18 protein-coding genes are annotated in these 15684 nt (G+C 45.7%); all 18 read right to left on the minus strand.

The annotated features are described in order from the left end of the window. Positions 1 to 13: 13 nt before the first annotated feature. The 18 genes from gpAD87_RS15020 to gpAD87_RS15105 all read right to left on the minus strand — a co-directional run bounded on the left by gpAD87_RS15020 (position 14) and on the right by gpAD87_RS15105 (position 15653). Positions 14 to 1153, minus strand: coding sequence for a 1-deoxy-D-xylulose-5-phosphate reductoisomerase (locus gpAD87_RS15020; RefSeq protein ID WP_064639050.1), 1140 nt, complete (start codon positions 1151 to 1153; stop codon positions 14 to 16). Positions 1154 to 1220: 67 nt separating this feature from the next. Then, complete coding sequence (locus gpAD87_RS15025; protein ID WP_063566383.1) at positions 1221 to 2015, minus strand: phosphatidate cytidylyltransferase; 795 nt, start codon at positions 2013 to 2015, stop codon at positions 1221 to 1223. Positions 2016 to 2031: 16 nt separating this feature from the next. Next, on the minus strand, positions 2032 to 2799 hold the full coding sequence (locus gpAD87_RS15030; RefSeq protein WP_063566384.1) for an isoprenyl transferase: 768 nt from the start codon (positions 2797 to 2799) through the stop codon (positions 2032 to 2034). A gap of 89 nt (positions 2800 to 2888) precedes the next feature. Then, on the minus strand, positions 2889 to 3443 hold the full coding sequence (gene frr / locus gpAD87_RS15035; protein ID WP_053783820.1) for a ribosome recycling factor: 555 nt from the start codon (positions 3441 to 3443) through the stop codon (positions 2889 to 2891). Beyond that, positions 3443 to 4171, minus strand: coding sequence for a UMP kinase (gene pyrH / locus gpAD87_RS15040; RefSeq protein ID WP_024630245.1), 729 nt, complete (start codon positions 4169 to 4171; stop codon positions 3443 to 3445). The genes frr and pyrH overlap by 1 nt, the downstream gene beginning before the upstream one ends. Positions 4172 to 4400: 229 nt before the next feature. Continuing rightward, positions 4401 to 5051 carry a translation elongation factor Ts gene (gene tsf / locus gpAD87_RS15045; RefSeq protein WP_017689154.1) on the minus strand — a complete coding sequence of 217 codons (651 nt, stop codon included), beginning with the start codon at positions 5049 to 5051 and terminating at the stop codon, positions 4401 to 4403. Between the two features lie 115 nt (positions 5052 to 5166). Continuing rightward, on the minus strand, positions 5167 to 5865 hold the full coding sequence (rpsB, locus tag gpAD87_RS15050; protein WP_017689155.1) for a 30S ribosomal protein S2: 699 nt from the start codon (positions 5863 to 5865) through the stop codon (positions 5167 to 5169). 241 nt (positions 5866 to 6106) lie between these two features. Then, positions 6107 to 6739, minus strand: a complete 633-nt coding sequence (locus gpAD87_RS15055; protein WP_064639051.1) for an endolytic transglycosylase MltG — start codon at positions 6737 to 6739, stop codon at positions 6107 to 6109. Positions 6740 to 6742: 3 nt separating this feature from the next. Then, positions 6743 to 7315: a DUF6115 domain-containing protein gene (locus gpAD87_RS15060; RefSeq protein WP_063566387.1), complete on the minus strand. Its 573-nt coding sequence runs from the start codon at positions 7313 to 7315 to the stop codon at positions 6743 to 6745. Between the two features lie 66 nt (positions 7316 to 7381). Continuing rightward, complete coding sequence (locus tag gpAD87_RS15065; protein ID WP_063566388.1) at positions 7382 to 7696, minus strand: hypothetical protein; 315 nt, start codon at positions 7694 to 7696, stop codon at positions 7382 to 7384. 52 nt (positions 7697 to 7748) lie between these two features. After that, positions 7749 to 9158 carry a DUF342 domain-containing protein gene (locus tag gpAD87_RS15070; protein ID WP_064639052.1) on the minus strand — a complete coding sequence of 470 codons (1410 nt, stop codon included), beginning with the start codon at positions 9156 to 9158 and terminating at the stop codon, positions 7749 to 7751. 74 nt (positions 9159 to 9232) lie between these two features. Then, positions 9233 to 10021 carry a FliA/WhiG family RNA polymerase sigma factor gene (locus gpAD87_RS15075; RefSeq protein WP_064639053.1) on the minus strand — a complete coding sequence of 263 codons (789 nt, stop codon included), beginning with the start codon at positions 10019 to 10021 and terminating at the stop codon, positions 9233 to 9235. Between the two features lie 15 nt (positions 10022 to 10036). After that, the gene (locus tag gpAD87_RS15080; protein ID WP_064639054.1) at positions 10037 to 10480 is read right to left on the minus strand and encodes a hypothetical protein; all 444 of its coding nucleotides are present in this window, start codon (positions 10478 to 10480) and stop codon (positions 10037 to 10039) included. 3 nt (positions 10481 to 10483) lie between these two features. Further along, the gene (locus gpAD87_RS15085) at positions 10484 to 10981 is read right to left on the minus strand and encodes a chemotaxis protein CheD (RefSeq protein WP_063566391.1); all 498 of its coding nucleotides are present in this window, start codon (positions 10979 to 10981) and stop codon (positions 10484 to 10486) included. Continuing rightward, positions 10974 to 11594 (minus strand): chemotaxis protein CheC, encoded by a 621-nt coding sequence (locus gpAD87_RS15090; RefSeq protein ID WP_157258533.1) that lies wholly within the window; start codon positions 11592 to 11594, stop codon positions 10974 to 10976. Before gpAD87_RS15090 ends, gpAD87_RS15085 begins: the two co-directional genes overlap by 8 nt. Before the next feature lie 10 nt (positions 11595 to 11604). Continuing rightward, positions 11605 to 12066, minus strand: a complete 462-nt coding sequence (locus gpAD87_RS15095) for a chemotaxis protein CheW (protein ID WP_063566392.1) — start codon at positions 12064 to 12066, stop codon at positions 11605 to 11607. A 42-nt stretch (positions 12067 to 12108) separates the two neighbouring features. Further along, positions 12109 to 14184, minus strand: coding sequence for a chemotaxis protein CheA (locus gpAD87_RS15100; protein ID WP_064639056.1), 2076 nt, complete (start codon positions 14182 to 14184; stop codon positions 12109 to 12111). 32 nt (positions 14185 to 14216) lie between these two features. Further along, complete coding sequence (locus gpAD87_RS15105; protein WP_064639057.1) at positions 14217 to 15653, minus strand: protein-glutamate methylesterase/protein-glutamine glutaminase; 1437 nt, start codon at positions 15651 to 15653, stop codon at positions 14217 to 14219. Positions 15654 to 15684 lie beyond the last annotated feature (31 nt).

Below are 15684 nucleotides of genomic sequence, written 5' to 3' on the forward strand. Positions count from 1 at the left end.
TTGAAAAAAGAGATTACAGACTGAACGCAAGTTGACGGCTCTCCTGATCACATCTTGCGATTTCCTCCAGATCAGGCTCGTCCACATTGCGGTGTGCTTCCAGCACAGAAGCAATAATATCCTCTATTTTAAGGAACGAAATCTCTTTACGCAAGAAACGCGCTACGGCAACCTCGTTGGCTGCATTAAACGCCGTTGTTGCGGTTCCCCCCATTTTACCACACTCGTATGCCATTCTTAAACAAGGGAACCGTTCCATATCCATCTCACGGAAATGCAGCTTGCCCACTTGCGTTAGGGAGAGACGTTGTGAAGGCGATGGTAAGCGGTCTGGATAGGTCAGTGCATACTGAATGGGAACGCGCATGTCCGGATTGCCAAGCTGCGCAATAATGCTCGTATCATTAAACTCCACGTAGGAATGAATGATGCTCTCCGGGTGAAGCAATACATCAATCTGATCATAACTTAGTCCAAAAAGCCAATGCGCTTCAATAACTTCCAGACCTTTATTCACCATCGTTGCTGAGTCTATCGTGATCTTCGATCCCATGGACCAATTCGGATGTTTGAGTGCATCTTCTACAGTAACTTCCTTTAGCTGTTCACGAGTCAAATCACGGAATGATCCTCCAGAGGCCGTAAGTGTAATTCCCATCACACGTTCACGAGGTTCACCATTCAAGCATTGGAAGATAGCCGAGTGCTCACTATCCACAGGCAGAATCGGTACCCCTTTCGCAGCCGCTCTGGCAGTAACAATATGTCCTGCTGTAATTAGCGTCTCTTTGTTAGCCAGTCCGATCTGTTTGCCTGCATCAATAGCAGCCAGGGTCGACTCAAGCCCAACACTCCCCATTACAGCAGTAACAACCGTATCTGCATCCGTTCCGGCAGCAACTTCAACCAGTCCTTCTTTGCCATAAAAAAGCTGTGTTTCGACAGGTAAGTGCGGTGCCACGGTCTCTGCTAACTCTTTTGAGCCAACTGATACCTTTTTGGGTCGATAACGCTTTGCTTGCTCAATCAGCAGCTCTATATTGCTCCCAGCAGCCAGTCCCTCTACTTGAAAGCGTTCGGGATGCATATCGACTACATCCAGTGTCTGAGTTCCAATGGAACCAGTTGACCCGAGAATCGCAATTTTTTTCATGCTGCACCTCATCTTTATTTATCCAATGCCTATGACGAATAGTTCGTCATATGGCTTGTGCTCATTTTTAATAGGGCAGAAGCATTAGTATATGTACGAATGGAAAAACGACAATCCAGCTGTCGCATCGATCCAGAATACCGCCATGCCCCGGGAGCAAAGTGCCGGAATCTTTGATGTTATACACACGTTTGTAAGCAGATTGAATCAGATCTCCCATTTGTCCTACAACCGCGCATGCAATTCCAATCCATACCGCTCTTTGCCAAGACAACAAGCCGTCTGACACCAATGCAAAAACAACAGAAGTGACTACCGCGATCACAACACCACCCAGTGCACCTTCCACCGTTTTGTTAGGACTGATCGACGGCCAAAGTTTGTTCTTCCCGATAAGTTTCCCTACAAAATATGCACCTGCATCACTTGCCCATATGGAGCCCAGAAGCAGAAACGTCCAGAACAACCCATGATGCAAATGTCTCGATTCCGCGATGTAATAAAAACCGATCCCAATATACATTACTCCAAGAAAGAGCATGGCAACAGTGTTTACAGGAATCTTGTTTTTAGTTACCACAGAGGCCGTCATTAATACAAGCATCACAAGCCATCCGATCTGGAATAACGTTAGTGGTCTGGCTTCCCAAACCATTTCCCAAGGAAACACAATCGCAAAGATACCTGCATAACCGATTAGGGCTACACCTGAAAAAGGCTGTACCCCGGTCATTTTTACAAATTCATAATAACCGATGAGAGCCATAAGCAGTACCAAGCCATGGTACCAGGGTCCGCCCAGCATGCAAAAACCCAAAAACAATACACCTGCTATGATTCCTGTCGTTAATCGCTGTTTCAACGGCTTCATCCTCCATCTATTTCAAACCGCCGTAACGCCTTGTTCTGCGCTGATATTCGGCTACTGCTTCAAGCAAATGCTTTTTGCCAAATTCGGGCCAGTATATATCCGTAAACCATAATTCGCTATATGCAAGCTGCCAAAGCATGAAATTGCTTAATCTCAACTCTCCGCTCGTCCGGATCAGCAAATCCGGATCAGGCATATCTCCAGTGAGCATATGTCTGTCAATGAGTTCAGGCGTAATGTCGTCTGCCGATAGTTCCCCCGACTTTACCTGCAGAGCGATCTGTTTGACACAGTCCGTCATTTCGCGACGACTTCCGTAGTTCATTGCAAAATTCAAAACAAGCCCTGTGTTATGTTCCGTAAGACGAATAGCTTCACGCAAAGCATTAATGGTATGGGAAGGCAAATGCTCCTCCTGGCCCATCATACGGATGCGCACATTTTTTTCTATAAGTTCATCCAGCTCTATCGCCAAAAATTCTTGCGGAAGCCGCATCAGAAAATCCACTTCTTCTTTTGGACGCGTCCAGTTTTCTGTCGAAAAAGCGTACATCGTCAGATATTTGATGCCCAGTTCATCCGCCGCGATGGTCGCACGTTTGACCGCCTTCATCCCATTCTGGTGGCCAGCTATTCGTGGGAGACCCAAACGTTTCGCCCATCGTCCATTGCCGTCCATAATGATGGCGACGTGCTGCGGGATATTATCCTCGGATATAGTCAGCGTTTCCTGCTTGTCAGCCCCATTCCACCACGACCGAACCCGTTTGATCATTCCTGTTCCTCCAAAATCCCTGAAGTTTCTTCACCTGAAGCTTGGAAAAAGAGACAAAACCCCACCGTATTGGAGGGGCTGCGCTTGTCTTACACTTCCATGATTTCTTTTTCTTTGGCAGCGAGTACCTTATCGACTTCAGCAATAAACTTGTCGGTCGATTTTTGGATGTCGTCTTGATGTCTCCGGGACTCGTCCTCGGAAATGTCTGACTTCTCCATTTTTTTAATATCATCATTCGCATCACGGCGAATATTACGAATGGCTACTTTGCCTTCTTCACCGAACTTTTTCGTCAACTTCACCAGTTCTGATCTGCGTTCTTCCGTAAGTGCCGGAATGGACAGACGAATCATAGTTCCGTCGTTCGCTGGCGTAAGGCCAAGATCGGATTTCATAATCGCACGCTCAATGTCCCCCATGGAGGATTTATCCCAAGGCTGGATCATCAGTGTCCGGGAATCCGGTGTACTGATATTAGCCAATTGGTTGAGCGGAGTCATTGCACCGTAATACTCCACTTGAATCCGGTCGAGAAGAGCCGGAGTTGCACGACCTGCACGCAAAGTGGCAAGATCACGTCGTAACGCTTGAATCGCTTTATCCATACGTTCTTCGGCATGTTTTTTAACCGCTTGTGGCATTAATCTACACTCCCTTTAACGATTGTCCCGATGCGTTCACCAAGAACAACACGTTTGATGTTACCTTGTTCCGTAATGGCAAATACAATCAACGGAATGTTGTTGTCCTTACAAAGTGAAGACGCCGTTGAGTCCATTACACCAAGATCTTTGTTAAGTATATCCATGTAAGTCAACTGATCAAACTTGACAGCCGTGCTGTCTTTAAACGGATCTGCTGAGTATACACCATCAACTTTATTTTTGGCCATCAAGATGACTTCTGCTTCGATCTCTGCTGCGCGCAGTGCTGCTGTAGTATCGGTGGAGAAGAACGGGTTACCTGTACCTGCTGCAAAAATAACGACCCGGCCTTTCTCCAGATGACGAATAGCTCTACGACGAATATAAGGCTCTGCAATTTGTTGCATGGCAATCGATGTCTGTACGCGTGTAGGCACTTCAATCTGTTCCAGTGCATCTTGCAGGGCGAGCGAGTTCATAACCGTCGCCAGCATCCCCATATAATCGGCAGTTGCTCTATCGATGCCGTTTTCGCTACCGGCAATTCCGCGCCAGATGTTTCCGCCGCCGCATACGATAGCAACCTGTACACCTAGTTCAACTACTTCTTTTACTTGCTGGGCAATCGACGAGATCGTCTCTGCATCAATACCGTAGCCATTTTGACCGGAAAGAGACTCTCCGCTGACCTTTAAGACAACACGTTTAAATACTGGCTGTTCCAATTATTCACCCTCCACTTTGAATTGAACACCCTCGGCGTTCAACCAACAAAACTTCTCGCGCATGGCCTCCTGCTTAAAAAGAAAGGAACACAGTTGTGTTCCGCTCTTTTAGGAAAAACGTTCACCCGGTAAGGCATTGTTTTCCTAGGATATAAGGGAGTAGCGCTTCGAAGTTTCATCATTCTTATATCTTCGAAAATCATTCTTGCTTGCCGGTTTGAAAACCGTCTTATTTGTTTACTTGGGACATTACTTCTTCTACGAAGTTGTCTACTTTTTTCTCAAGACCTTCACCCAGTTCGTAACGAACGAAACGACGGATGGAGATATTTTCACCAATTTGGCTGATTTTTTCGTTCAGCAATTGGGAGATCGTTTTGTCTGGATCTTTAACGAAAGTTTGTTCCATCAGGCAGTACTCTTCGTAGTATTTACCGATACGGCCTTCAACCATTTTTTCAATGATTTTCTCTGGTTTGCCTTCATTAAGAGCTTGAGCTTTCAGGATTTCTTTTTCTTTTTCCAGCTCATCTGTAGGAACTTCTTCGCGTTTAACGAATTTAGGATTAGCTGCAGCGATTTGCATAGCTACATCTTTAACGAAATCCTTAAATTGATCCGTTTTACCAACGAAGTCAGTTTCACAGTTAACTTCAACCAAGACACCAATGCGTCCACCAGCGTGGATGTAAGATTCTACAACGCCTTCAGTTGCTGCACGGCCTGCTTTGCTTGCTGCTGCAGAAAGACCTTTCTCACGCAACAATTCAGCTGCTTTTGTTACATCACCGTTTGCTTCTTCCAGTGCTTTTTTACAATCGAGCATACCAGCGCCCGTTCTTTCGCGAAGTTCTTTTACTGCACTCGCATTAACTGCCATTATAAATTCCCTCCAACATTAAGTATTGTACGTACACTCTAAAAAAAGGGCAGTGAGAGGTTATCCACCTGCCAACCACCCTTTTCATTTAGTTTATAACATATGTTCGAATCTATTAAGCGGAAGTTTCTTCGCCTTGGTTAGCTTCGATTACTGCGTCAGCCATTTTACCTGTCAGCAATTTAACAGCGCGGATCGCGTCGTCATTACCTGGGATAACATAATCGATCTCGTCCGGATCGCAGTTAGTATCAACGATACCTACAATTGGGATACCCAATTTGCGAGCTTCCGCAACAGCGATACGCTCTTTGCGTGGATCGATGATGAACAGGGCGCTTGGCAGGCCTTTCATATTTTTAATACCGCCCAAGAATTTCTCCAGACGATCTTTTTCTTTGCGAAGCAAGATTACTTCTTTTTTAGGCAATACAGCGAATGTACCGTCTTCTTCCCAAGCTTCCAACTGTTTCAAACGATCAATACGTTTTTGAATAGTTTGGAAGTTAGTCAGGGTACCGCCGAGCCAGCGTTGGTTAATGTAGAATTGACCAGCACGTTCAGCTTCTTCTTTAACGGAATCTTGAGCTTGTTTCTTAGTACCCACGAAAAGAATTTTACCATTCTCTCCTGCGATTCCTTTAACGAAATTGTAAGCCTCTTCGACTTTTTTCACCGTTTTTTGCAAATCGATGATGTAAATTCCGTTTCTTTCAGTGAAGATATAACGATCCATTTTTGGGTTCCAACGACGAGTTTGGTGACCGAAGTGTACCCCAGCTTCGAGAAGCTGCTTCATGGAGATTACTGCCATCTTCACACACCTCCTAATATGGTTTTTATTGTGTCCTCCGCCGGCATCATTTTTCGCCAAGACTCTCCATCAGGAAAGCACCCTCAACAAAATTAGCACATGCGTGTGTTTTAACACCGTTATCTAATATAGCATAACTGATTGCCTGATGCAACAGTCTTTCAAAGCAAATTTCCGTTCCTTCATGGCGACACAAAACTTGTCATTATTTATACAAAAAAACCGCCCTGCCTGAGCGCACTCAGTTTGACGGTTCTTTTGTAATCTTGGCAATAATAGATTTGAAACTTTCGCCTTTTTCCAAGTCATAGGTCCCGACTTGTATTTTGGTATTAATTCGCTCTGCTCTGCCAGCCTTAATAAAAGCTTGTGCACTATCTACAATACCGGCTTTCTCCAAATTCCCCGCCACAATGGCCAGACTGTTTCCTGAACGTACTTTGAAAGATACGGTAGCCGCAACTTCGGGACTGTTAAGAGTTGACGGCTCGATCGTCTCTGGCTGAGTGACTTCGTTCTGTTTGTCGCTTTCATTGTTGACAGGTTGCTTTGGATTGTCGGGTTGCTCCGGTTTCACAGCAGAATCTGTGGCTTCAGGTGCCGTTGCCGTTTTTCCCTGTAGTTCACTGCTTTCCTGTTTCTTCTTATTTACCCACTCAGCCTCTGTATACAGCTCATCATCAGAAGCTACAAGCTTCATATCCATGCTCTTGGCGGCCGCTTCCAGCTGTTCCTTCGTCAGGTTGGCTGTAGCCAGCTCGGGGTCGAGACTACTCTCAGACAATGCGTTTTGTCCAACCGTTGCCAGCTGCAGCAATACCGCACCAACAATCATGCCACTTCCAAGTCCAATCCATAAGGAGCGCTTGTCCATCTGTTAGCTCTCCTCCCGTTCTGCCAGCTGCAAAATCAGCTGTACTTCTCCACGTTGTATGCCCGTCTGCTTGGCAATAGCATCCACTGACTTTCCTTCGGCATATAAATTAAACAACTCTGCATATCGGTCCTTAATGGATTCACGTAGAGGCGTAGATTCTTGTTCAGAGGTCTGCTCTTCTGCTTCTGACACCTGTTGGGCCGAATCTGCTCGCACACTGTCTACAAGCGCTTGAGCTTGCAATCCGCTTGTGCTATGTACCGGAATTATATTGGAGGATGCGTCTGCTTCTGTCGTTTTACTTTCTTCCAGTTGATCCAGCCTCCGCTGTAATTCCTGAAGCTGTGATTGCATACGCTGATCTGCCGCCGTCGCCTCACCCTTCATTTCAGCAACACGCTGAATGAGAGCATCATTGTCGTTTTCTATCTCAGCCATATAATGTTCAAGCGTAGATTCCATCTCTTGCACCAGGTGATGCCCAGGCTCCTGCACTTTGTTTTTCTTGGGCATGATAAGCGCATATGCAATTGCGCAGGCTCCTAATATGACAATAATGATCCATGGTGACAAATTGGGTTCTCTCCTTTTAATGCAGCCATCGGTGCTCAAGACTACATGTGAGTCACATGTCATCCATTACAACGACAGGTCAATATGTTTTCCTTTGTATGGATGCTCGGCAGGTTTGACAGTTTCCAGCGCTGAAGTAGCTTCAGGTTCGTTGGAGCCGCTCTGCTGCTCTTTGTTTCTAGATTGACCATCGCGTACATCTGTGTGCGCTGTTTCATCCAGCGCCTCGCTTCGTTGCCTTGCTTCATTTGCTTCTTTGGCCGTTTGTTCCGCTAGCAGGGTCTGGTCAATGACCGGTCTCTGCTGGGCTTCATTCTGATAACGCCCCGCCTCACTTGTTCTAGGTACGGCAATCTGCAACTCAACCGCTTTGAAACTCATACGCTCACCTCACGGTATCGAATGGATTTCTTCATGTGCTTGAATGCTGTACTTAAACGAATGGAACCATTGTTATATCCCCATCATGATAATAAAAAGATATTCGACTTACCGGATCTTTAATAAATTTGGTGTATCTGCCGATAACTATTCTAGAGCCTCCATAAATCATCTTATGAATATCAACGCGAGCCCTGCTTGTATCTTCAAGAACCTTCTCAATTTCAAAGATACGTGTTTTGGTTTCCTCGCTAAGACGAAGGGCAGATTTTTGTGTAGCACTCAGTTTGATTCGCATGGACATTCTATCCGGGCTCAGTTGGCCTGCAGCAGCTAACTGATCCAATAATGTCAAAGCTTTTTTCGTTTTATCCAAAGCATCCATCTGCTCTCTGACTTCCTTACGCAAGTCACTCAACTCATTACGGAGTTTAGGCAATACCCCTACTTCAATGGAAGTCACAGTAGACATACTGTTGCCGACGACGCGTGCTGAGACGTTTTCTCCAGCCTGGATCGACCCGCCAACGATAAGTCCTTTGGTGCCTTCACAGATTACCGCATGACCTGCACGAATCGTGGAATGCATAATACTTTGGGATACCAGGACATTTTCAGCCGCATCGACGTTGCCTTCTTGAATAAAGGTACATTTCACATTATGTCCTGCTTGTATAAGCCCTTTGTTATAACCAATAATACCGCCGGTAATTTCGACAGAGCCACCTGCTTCCAGCTCCGCTCCCTCGACACCTCCGACGACACGTATATCCCCTGCCGCTTTTACTTTAAATCCGGTAAGCACATTGCCGCGAATGACAACTGTACCCACAAAATCGATGTTACCGGTGTTATAATCCACATCGCCATTGACCTCGTATACCGGAAACACATTCAATTTGTTGCCGTCTGTTTTGGTAACCAATCCATCCAGGGCGGCATACATAGCAGATCCATCAGGGTTAACGACAACATTTTTCCCCACTTTGAAGCGTGCTTCTTTCCCTGGACGAAATGGTATTTCTTCACCTGTTACAGCCCTTCCCACCGTGCCGTCCACAGGAGGAATTCGTTCGGCAATGATTTGACCTGTTCGAACATTGTTTAAGCGAGTCACTTCTTTGTAATCGACTGTTCCGTTTTCTGCTTCCAAAGGTCGCCGTTCATTGGAATCGTCCATGCCCACTAGCACTTTAATAAAGCCATTCGTTCCCGGTACTGGTTTAATACCTTCGGCAATCTTGTATTGATCCTTCACATAAGTCTCAGGATGACTCACAAAAACAAGCAACGCTTCGCGCAGCACACCATACTTAATACCCTGACTCGCTATAAATTTTTCGAGTTCATCCGGTGTACAGGTAAAACCTTCTTCCTGTTTGGAAAATTCAAGGTAGGCCGTACTTTTATCATCTGATAAAACAATGCTCAAACACTGTTCCAAAACAGTCTGCTGTGTCAATGCATTTCTTCCCCCTTTAGACTTTCCACTCCCCAATATCCAATGTTAAAGCTCTCTATTCATATATTACTATATTAATCTTTACGCATAAGCAAGTCTTTCTGTTTATCCAATGTTCCACGTAACCGTAAGATGGCCTTTGAGTGCAGCTGCGAGATACGTGACGGAGAAAGAGACATTACCTCAGCAATTTCACTAAGAGAGAGATCTTCATAATATAAAAGTGAAACAACCGTTCTCTCTTTGACCGTCAATTTTTCAAGCCCTTGCACTAAAGCTTCTTTTAAGTAGAATTCATTTACTTTATAATCCGGGTTTTTGGCTTTTTCATCGACCATTAATGAAAGTCGAGTCTCAGACTCTTCTTCACGAATCGGGTCTTCCAGAGAGCAAAGCGACATAACAGCCACTTCCTGAAGCATATGTTGAAAGTCTTTCGTAGACACGTCGAGATATTGACTCATTTCTTCGTCACTAACAGAGCGCAAATATGTCTGCTCTAGTTGCTGGTAAGCATCTTCAATCCGCTTCGCTTTCTCCCGCACGGAACGAGGAACCCAATCTCCCTGACGCAAACCATCAAGGATTGCACCGCGCACCCGCCAGGATGCGTACGTCTCAAATTGAAGACCACGTTCATAGTCAAATTTCTCCAACGCATCAATCAATCCCATAACTCCATTGCTCTCCAGATCATCTTTCGGGACATTTTTGGGCAGACCGACAGCCAAACGCCCGGATACATAGTTTACAATATGAAGATATTTTTCGATCAAACTTTTCTTGGCATCAAGATCGCCTTGTTCTTTCCACTTTTCCCACAAGTCAGCATGGTTCAAATGTGAAGCTTTACGCTCGTTCAATTGCTTTCACCCTCCTTATTTGTCTGTCAGGTGACGAACGGCCTGCGCCAACTCCTCCGGATCTTTGGTCCGGACAAGTTTAGGCGGATCCAAAGGGGCAAATCCCGTTGGAGCTTTCGTCTCAGATGGTGGAAGGTTCTCCCCAGAGGAGGCGTTCTGTCCATGTTTGAGCAAGTCGTTCAGCTCTTGTCCATCGTCTTCGAGTTTAATGTCCACCTGTGAACCTCTTAGTTCTTGAGCGCCCGGTGAATCATAACCATACCCATTCCCCTCTGATGAAGGGTTCAGCAGCAATCCCAGTCCCCAGCGTAAACCATAAGCAAGGACAAACCAGGCTACAAAGCCGATCAACCCGCGTATTAAGCTGGTCATCAACACATTGCTGCTGTATGCTACAAAAAAAGTCAGAATAAATCCGACTATGCCTGCTCCAAGATTAATACGGTAGTTTCCTATCATGTCTTATAGTTCCTTTACACCCATTTGGACACTTCGAATAGTCAAAAGTCCAGTTTCACAGTCCATTTCAATCGTTCGTCCGTAATTCCCACCGGTATCTTCGGCAAGAAGTGGAATCCCAAGCTTTTCTAACCATTCCCGACAAGAATCCGCATTCCTAGGTCCGATACGCATCGTATCCCCTGCCCCCGCGAAGGCAAACATCTGAGACCCTCCAGCCATTTTGGACACAATACGTGAACGAGATGCACCGAGTTGTATCATTCTTTGTAACAATTCCGGCAATGCCGTATCCGCATATTTGGCTTTGTTCAACGTTCCTTCACGAGCTATCTCTGAAGTGGGGAGCATGACATGCGCCATTCCGGCAAGCTTCAAATGCGGGTCATACATCGTTAATCCCACACAAGAGCCCAAGCCAGTCGTACGGATTACGCCGGGTAGATGAGCAATGTTCAAATCCGCCATACCGACTTTAACGACGCTTTTGTCTTCAATCATGATCCAGTGGCACCCCTAGAGATTCAAATATCTTAGCAAATGAAGGCGGATCCGGAATCAGGAAAAATTGACCCTCTACCTGATCTTCACCTTCAAAGAAAGAAGTGTCAATCAATAATGCATCGTCGCCCATTTCACCAAACTGCAACAGACCATAACTCAAAATGGCACCTGCCATATCAATAGCAAGTCCGGGAACGGTCGGATACATAGATAGTTTCGTGAAATCTGCCAAAGAAGAAAGGTATGAACCGGCCAATATATTCCCGATTTCGGATAGAGCCGATTGTTCCATTTCCGTGAATGCAAGGCCTTCCTTCAAATCAAAACCGGCAAGCCGGTTCAGCAGCATTTTGGCAGCCTCAGGTGCCATCATAAAGAACAGATTGCCTGGTGCTTCGCCTTCAACACGAAGAAATACGGTAACAACAATACGTTCATCTCCGCCCACTTTTTCAGCAACTTCTTCAAAAGGAAGCATCTGTACTGTAGGTACACCCATGTCAATCGGTCTATTGAGAAGCTGAGACAACGCCGTTGCGGCGTTGCCTGCTCCAATGTTACCGACCTCTTTGAGCACATCCATTTGGAATCCCTCAAATCGGTTGAACATTTCCACGGTGTTAGCCCTCAATACTTTCCAGCTGTACAACCTCGCTTTTATTTAATACTTCGTTCAGGTTAAGCATAATCAACAAGCGCGCATCCTCCAACTTGGCTACACCGCGCAGGTATCTTGCTTTAACTCCACCAACCACTTCAGGCGGACTATCAATAGCATCACGCTTGATGTCAATAACATCATTGGCAGAGTCAACGATAAAGCCAACTTGCATATCGTCCACACCTACAATGACAATACGAGTTTGATCGGTGTATTCTGTTTCTGGTAAAGAGAATCGACCACGTAGATCAATGACGGGAATAACGACACCACGTAAGTTAATAACTCCTTTTACAAAAGAGAAGGTCTTGGGTACACGGGTAATTGGCATCATACGCTCAATCGTCTGAACCTTGTCTACTTCAATACCGTACTCTTCGGAACCTAATTTAAAGACAATGACTTTCAACTCTTCTTCCATGGAAAAAACCTCCCTATTAAATGTAAGACTTATCTTGCGCGCTTATTTAATAAATGCATTAGGGTCAAGAATCAGAGCTACTTGTCCATCTCCCAGAATCGTTGCACCAGAGATTCCTTCAATGGCAGGAAGATAAGTACCCATCGATTTAAGAACAATCTCACTCTGTCCAATAAATTCTTCAACGGCTACAGCTGCAAGACGTTCACCTTTGCGAATGACCACGATCTCAGTTTCTTGTTCGTCCGCATCATTGAAATCAGGCACTCCGAAAACTTCGCTCAATGATAGGTACGGAATTAGAGACTCACGGAACGTAATCATTTTATTGCCATGAATATTACGAACCTGTTCGCGCTGTACAATGGCTGTCTCTACAATGGAAGACAAAGGAACGGCGTATTTCTCGGATCCAAGTCGAACAAGCATCGCAGCGATAATGGACAGAGTCAATGGTAACTGAACAGAGAAGTTGGTGCCTTTACCCGGTGTCGAATGAATGGTTACATTACCACCAAGAGAAGTGATTTTGGATTTCACAACATCCAATCCTACTCCACGGCCGGAGATATCCGAGATTTTATCAGCGGTACTGAAGCCTGGTGCAAACAATAGCTGGTTCACTTCATCATCGCTCATCTTGGCACCTTGTTCTTCGGTAACAACCCCACGTTTGACCGCTGTTCTCAAAAGGTTATCGCGGTAAATGCCTTTACCGTCATCTTCGATTTCGATAAATACATGATTTCCGCTGTGGAAAGCCCGAAGATTAACTGTTCCCAATTCCGGTTTACCAGTTGCCACACGCTCTGCGATCGATTCAACACCATGGTCAACTGCATTACGCAGCAAATGCACCAGCGGATCGCCGATCTCATCAATTACCGTCCGATCAAGTTCCGTTTCGGCACCCGTAATGACCAGATCAATCTTTTTGTCGAGTGTTTTAGCCAGGTCACGAATCATACGCGGGAAACGGTTGAAAACCGTATCCACAGGAACCATCCGCAATTTCAGTACAATATTTTGCAAATCTGTACTCACTCTGCTCAGATGAGCTACCGTATCCGATAAATCATTATTACCCGTCTCGCTGGCCAACTGCTCCAGTCGTGAACGATCGATCAGTAACTCGCTGAACAAGTTCATCAGTACATCCAGACGTTCTATATCTACGCGGATGGTACGTGAAGGTGCAGCAGCTTGTTTAGGTGCAGCTGTTTTGGTGGCTACTGGTTTCTTTGGTTCTTCTTTCGATGAAGAACTCGGTTCCGATGATGCTTCTACTGGAGCAGGAACAGGTGCAGCTTCCACTTCAGCTGTTGCCGCTGCCTGATTGGTCATCTGCTGAAGAGTCTCTTGATCCAGCTGAATGACTTTGGCACTCTCAATTTCAGAGATGCTCATAATGCCTTTTTCAAGTTCCTGCGCCTCTTTGGTCGTTATGTAATACAACGAGAAACTGCGCTCAAACTTCTCTTGCTCGATATCCTGAACTGTTGGGAATGATTTAACAACCTCACCCGAGCGTTCTAATAGATCGAAGACCATATAAGCACGTACGCCCTTCAGCTGGCTCTGCTCGCTGACAAGAACTTCAACATAGAGCACACGGTGGCCTTCGGCTATGGACTGATCCAATACGGAGTACTGGAATTCGTCCAGTTCAACCGCACTTGGTGTTGCTGTACTTGGTGATTGGTTTACTGCGGCTACGGGAGCAGTACCTCCCGTCCATTCACCACTCTCAATGGCTTGGAGAGAAGCTACGATGGAGGAGACATCCGCTTTACCCTCTCCGCCTTCGGTAATATCCTGAACCATTGTTTCCAAAGCATCCAAACTCTTGAACAGGGTATCAAAAATGAAATCCTGCATTTTTAACTTTTCGTTGCGCACCAGATCCAGCACATTTTCCATTTTGTGCGTCAATGATGCCAAATCCTCAAAACCCATTGTAGCAGCCATACCCTTCAACGTATGAGCAGAGCGGAATATAACCTGAACAATTCCCAGATCCTCCGGACTGCCTTCGAGTTGAAGCATATTTTCGTTAAGGGACTGCAGATGATCATTAGACTCATCAATAAACATAGACAAATATTGATTCATGTCCATTGTGAGGCACCTCCTCCATGAGTTAACTCCGTTTATTTCACAGCTTGAACAAGTTTAGGCGCAATCTCCTGCAATGGCAGAAGATAACGCACGCATTGCAGCTCTACAGCAGAACGCGGCATACCATACACAACACAAGTTTCTTCATTCTCTGCAAAGGTTGATGTGACACCCGCTTCATACAATTTTTTCATCATACGAGCGCCATCACTGCCCATCCCTGTCAGTAAAACCAGATGTCTTTGCAATGACGTGTACGGCAGCAGCGACTCAAACATCGTATCGACTGAAGGCCTGTGTCCATTGACTGGTTCTTCCTCTGTCAGTTTTATGGTGAACCTTCCATCTGCAGTTTTGTTGACTTTGACATGAAAGCCGCCAGGAGCAATATAGGCCGTTCCTTTTCGTAGAACCATGCCTTCCTCAGCTTCAACCACATGCAGTTCACTGAACGTATTCAATCGCTGGGCAAGGGATCGGGTAAAGTTGGGCGGCATATGCTGTACAATAATGACTGGAGCAGGTAAATCACCTGGCAGTTGCTCCAGCAAAGTCTTGAGGGCTCTCGGTCCCCCAGTTGAACAACCAATAGCCACAAGTTTGTTAAATGATCCTTCCGGTCCTCCTGCTCCCTTATGAGACGGGATTACCTTGGCAATATCTTTGGATGGTTCAGCTGAAGCTGAAGCTATCTCCTGTTCTGCCAATCGAGAAGACAAACGGTTTTCCTTGGGAGATTGCGTTGGCTTGTTTGCCTTAGCTATTCTGTCAGTACTGGCATCTGGAGCTCGATTTGAATCTCGCAAAGGCTCCAGCTTTTTGTCCAGACGTCCCGTATTCTGCTTCGTCAGTGGAACAGTAGGTTGCTTCGGTTTTGCTCGTAAGGATTCAGTTTGTCCACTGCCAAATCGTGCTCCTGGCTGGGCAGGTTCTATTTTTTTCTTCAAAGCACCTTTTCGGTCTTGTAAAGGAGATGGATCAACCTGAACTCGCTGGGACTGTTGCAGCAGTTTGCTCTGTGCTTCATCCCGTTTCTTCATCGATGCTTCACGATCGGCTTTTCGCTTGATTTCATCCATAGCTGCTCGCATCCGCTCAACCAGTGCTTTACCTACTTGGGCAATATCCTGATCATGCACAATCGATGGCTTACGAATGAAGTCAAACGCACCGGCCTCGAGCGCCATGATGGTCTCTTTCATGCCTTGTTCATTGATACCCGAGAGCATAATCACCGGGACGAAAGATTGCTTCATGATCGATTTTAATGCGTCCAATCCATTCATTTCAGGCATCTCAACGTCCATTGTAATAACATCGGGCTTCAAATCTATTGCTTTTTGAATAGCTTCCTTACCATTTGATGCTGTTGCCGTAACCTTAAACTCCGAATCTGTTTCAATTAAATCCGAAACAATTTTACGCATAAAAGCGGAATCATCGACAACCAATACTTGATACACCGCCATGTTGTTTCCACCCCTGTTTCCTTTATTCAGA

It is taken from the genome of Paenibacillus sp. AD87 (genome assembly GCF_001659845.1).
Classification (GTDB): Bacteria; Bacillota; Bacilli; order Paenibacillales; family Paenibacillaceae; genus Paenibacillus; species Paenibacillus marchantiae.

Excerpts from the sequence above, each read along its gene's own strand:
- gpAD87_RS15020 (WP_064639050.1), bottom strand. The coding sequence starts at position 1,153 with ATGAAAAAAATTGCGATTCTCGGGTCAACTGGTTCCATTGGAACTCAG.
- gpAD87_RS15030 (WP_063566384.1), bottom strand. The coding sequence starts at position 2,799 with ATGATCAAACGGGTTCGGTCGTGGTGGAATGGGGCTGACAAGCAGGAA.
- frr (WP_053783820.1), bottom strand. The coding sequence starts at position 3,443 with ATGCCACAAGCGGTTAAAAAACATGCCGAAGAACGTATGGATAAAGCG.
- tsf (WP_017689154.1), bottom strand. The coding sequence starts at position 5,051 with ATGGCAGTTAATGCGAGTGCAGTAAAAGAACTTCGCGAAAGAACGGGC.
- rpsB (WP_017689155.1), bottom strand. The coding sequence starts at position 5,865 with ATGGCAGTAATCTCCATGAAGCAGCTTCTCGAAGCTGGGGTACACTTC.
- gpAD87_RS15055 (WP_064639051.1), bottom strand. The coding sequence starts at position 6,739 with ATGGACAAGCGCTCCTTATGGATTGGACTTGGAAGTGGCATGATTGTT.
- gpAD87_RS15065 (WP_063566388.1), bottom strand. The coding sequence starts at position 7,696 with ATGAGTTTCAAAGCGGTTGAGTTGCAGATTGCCGTACCTAGAACAAGT.
- gpAD87_RS15080 (WP_064639054.1), bottom strand. The coding sequence starts at position 10,480 with ATGATAGGAAACTACCGTATTAATCTTGGAGCAGGCATAGTCGGATTT.
- gpAD87_RS15085 (WP_063566391.1), bottom strand. The coding sequence starts at position 10,981 with ATGATTGAAGACAAAAGCGTCGTTAAAGTCGGTATGGCGGATTTGAAC.
- gpAD87_RS15090 (WP_157258533.1), bottom strand. The coding sequence starts at position 11,594 with ATGTTCAACCGATTTGAGGGATTCCAAATGGATGTGCTCAAAGAGGTC.
- gpAD87_RS15095 (WP_063566392.1), bottom strand. The coding sequence starts at position 12,066 with ATGGAAGAAGAGTTGAAAGTCATTGTCTTTAAATTAGGTTCCGAAGAG.
- gpAD87_RS15100 (WP_064639056.1), bottom strand. The coding sequence starts at position 14,184 with ATGGACATGAATCAATATTTGTCTATGTTTATTGATGAGTCTAATGAT.
- gpAD87_RS15105 (WP_064639057.1), bottom strand. The coding sequence starts at position 15,653 with ATGGCGGTGTATCAAGTATTGGTTGTCGATGATTCCGCTTTTATGCGT.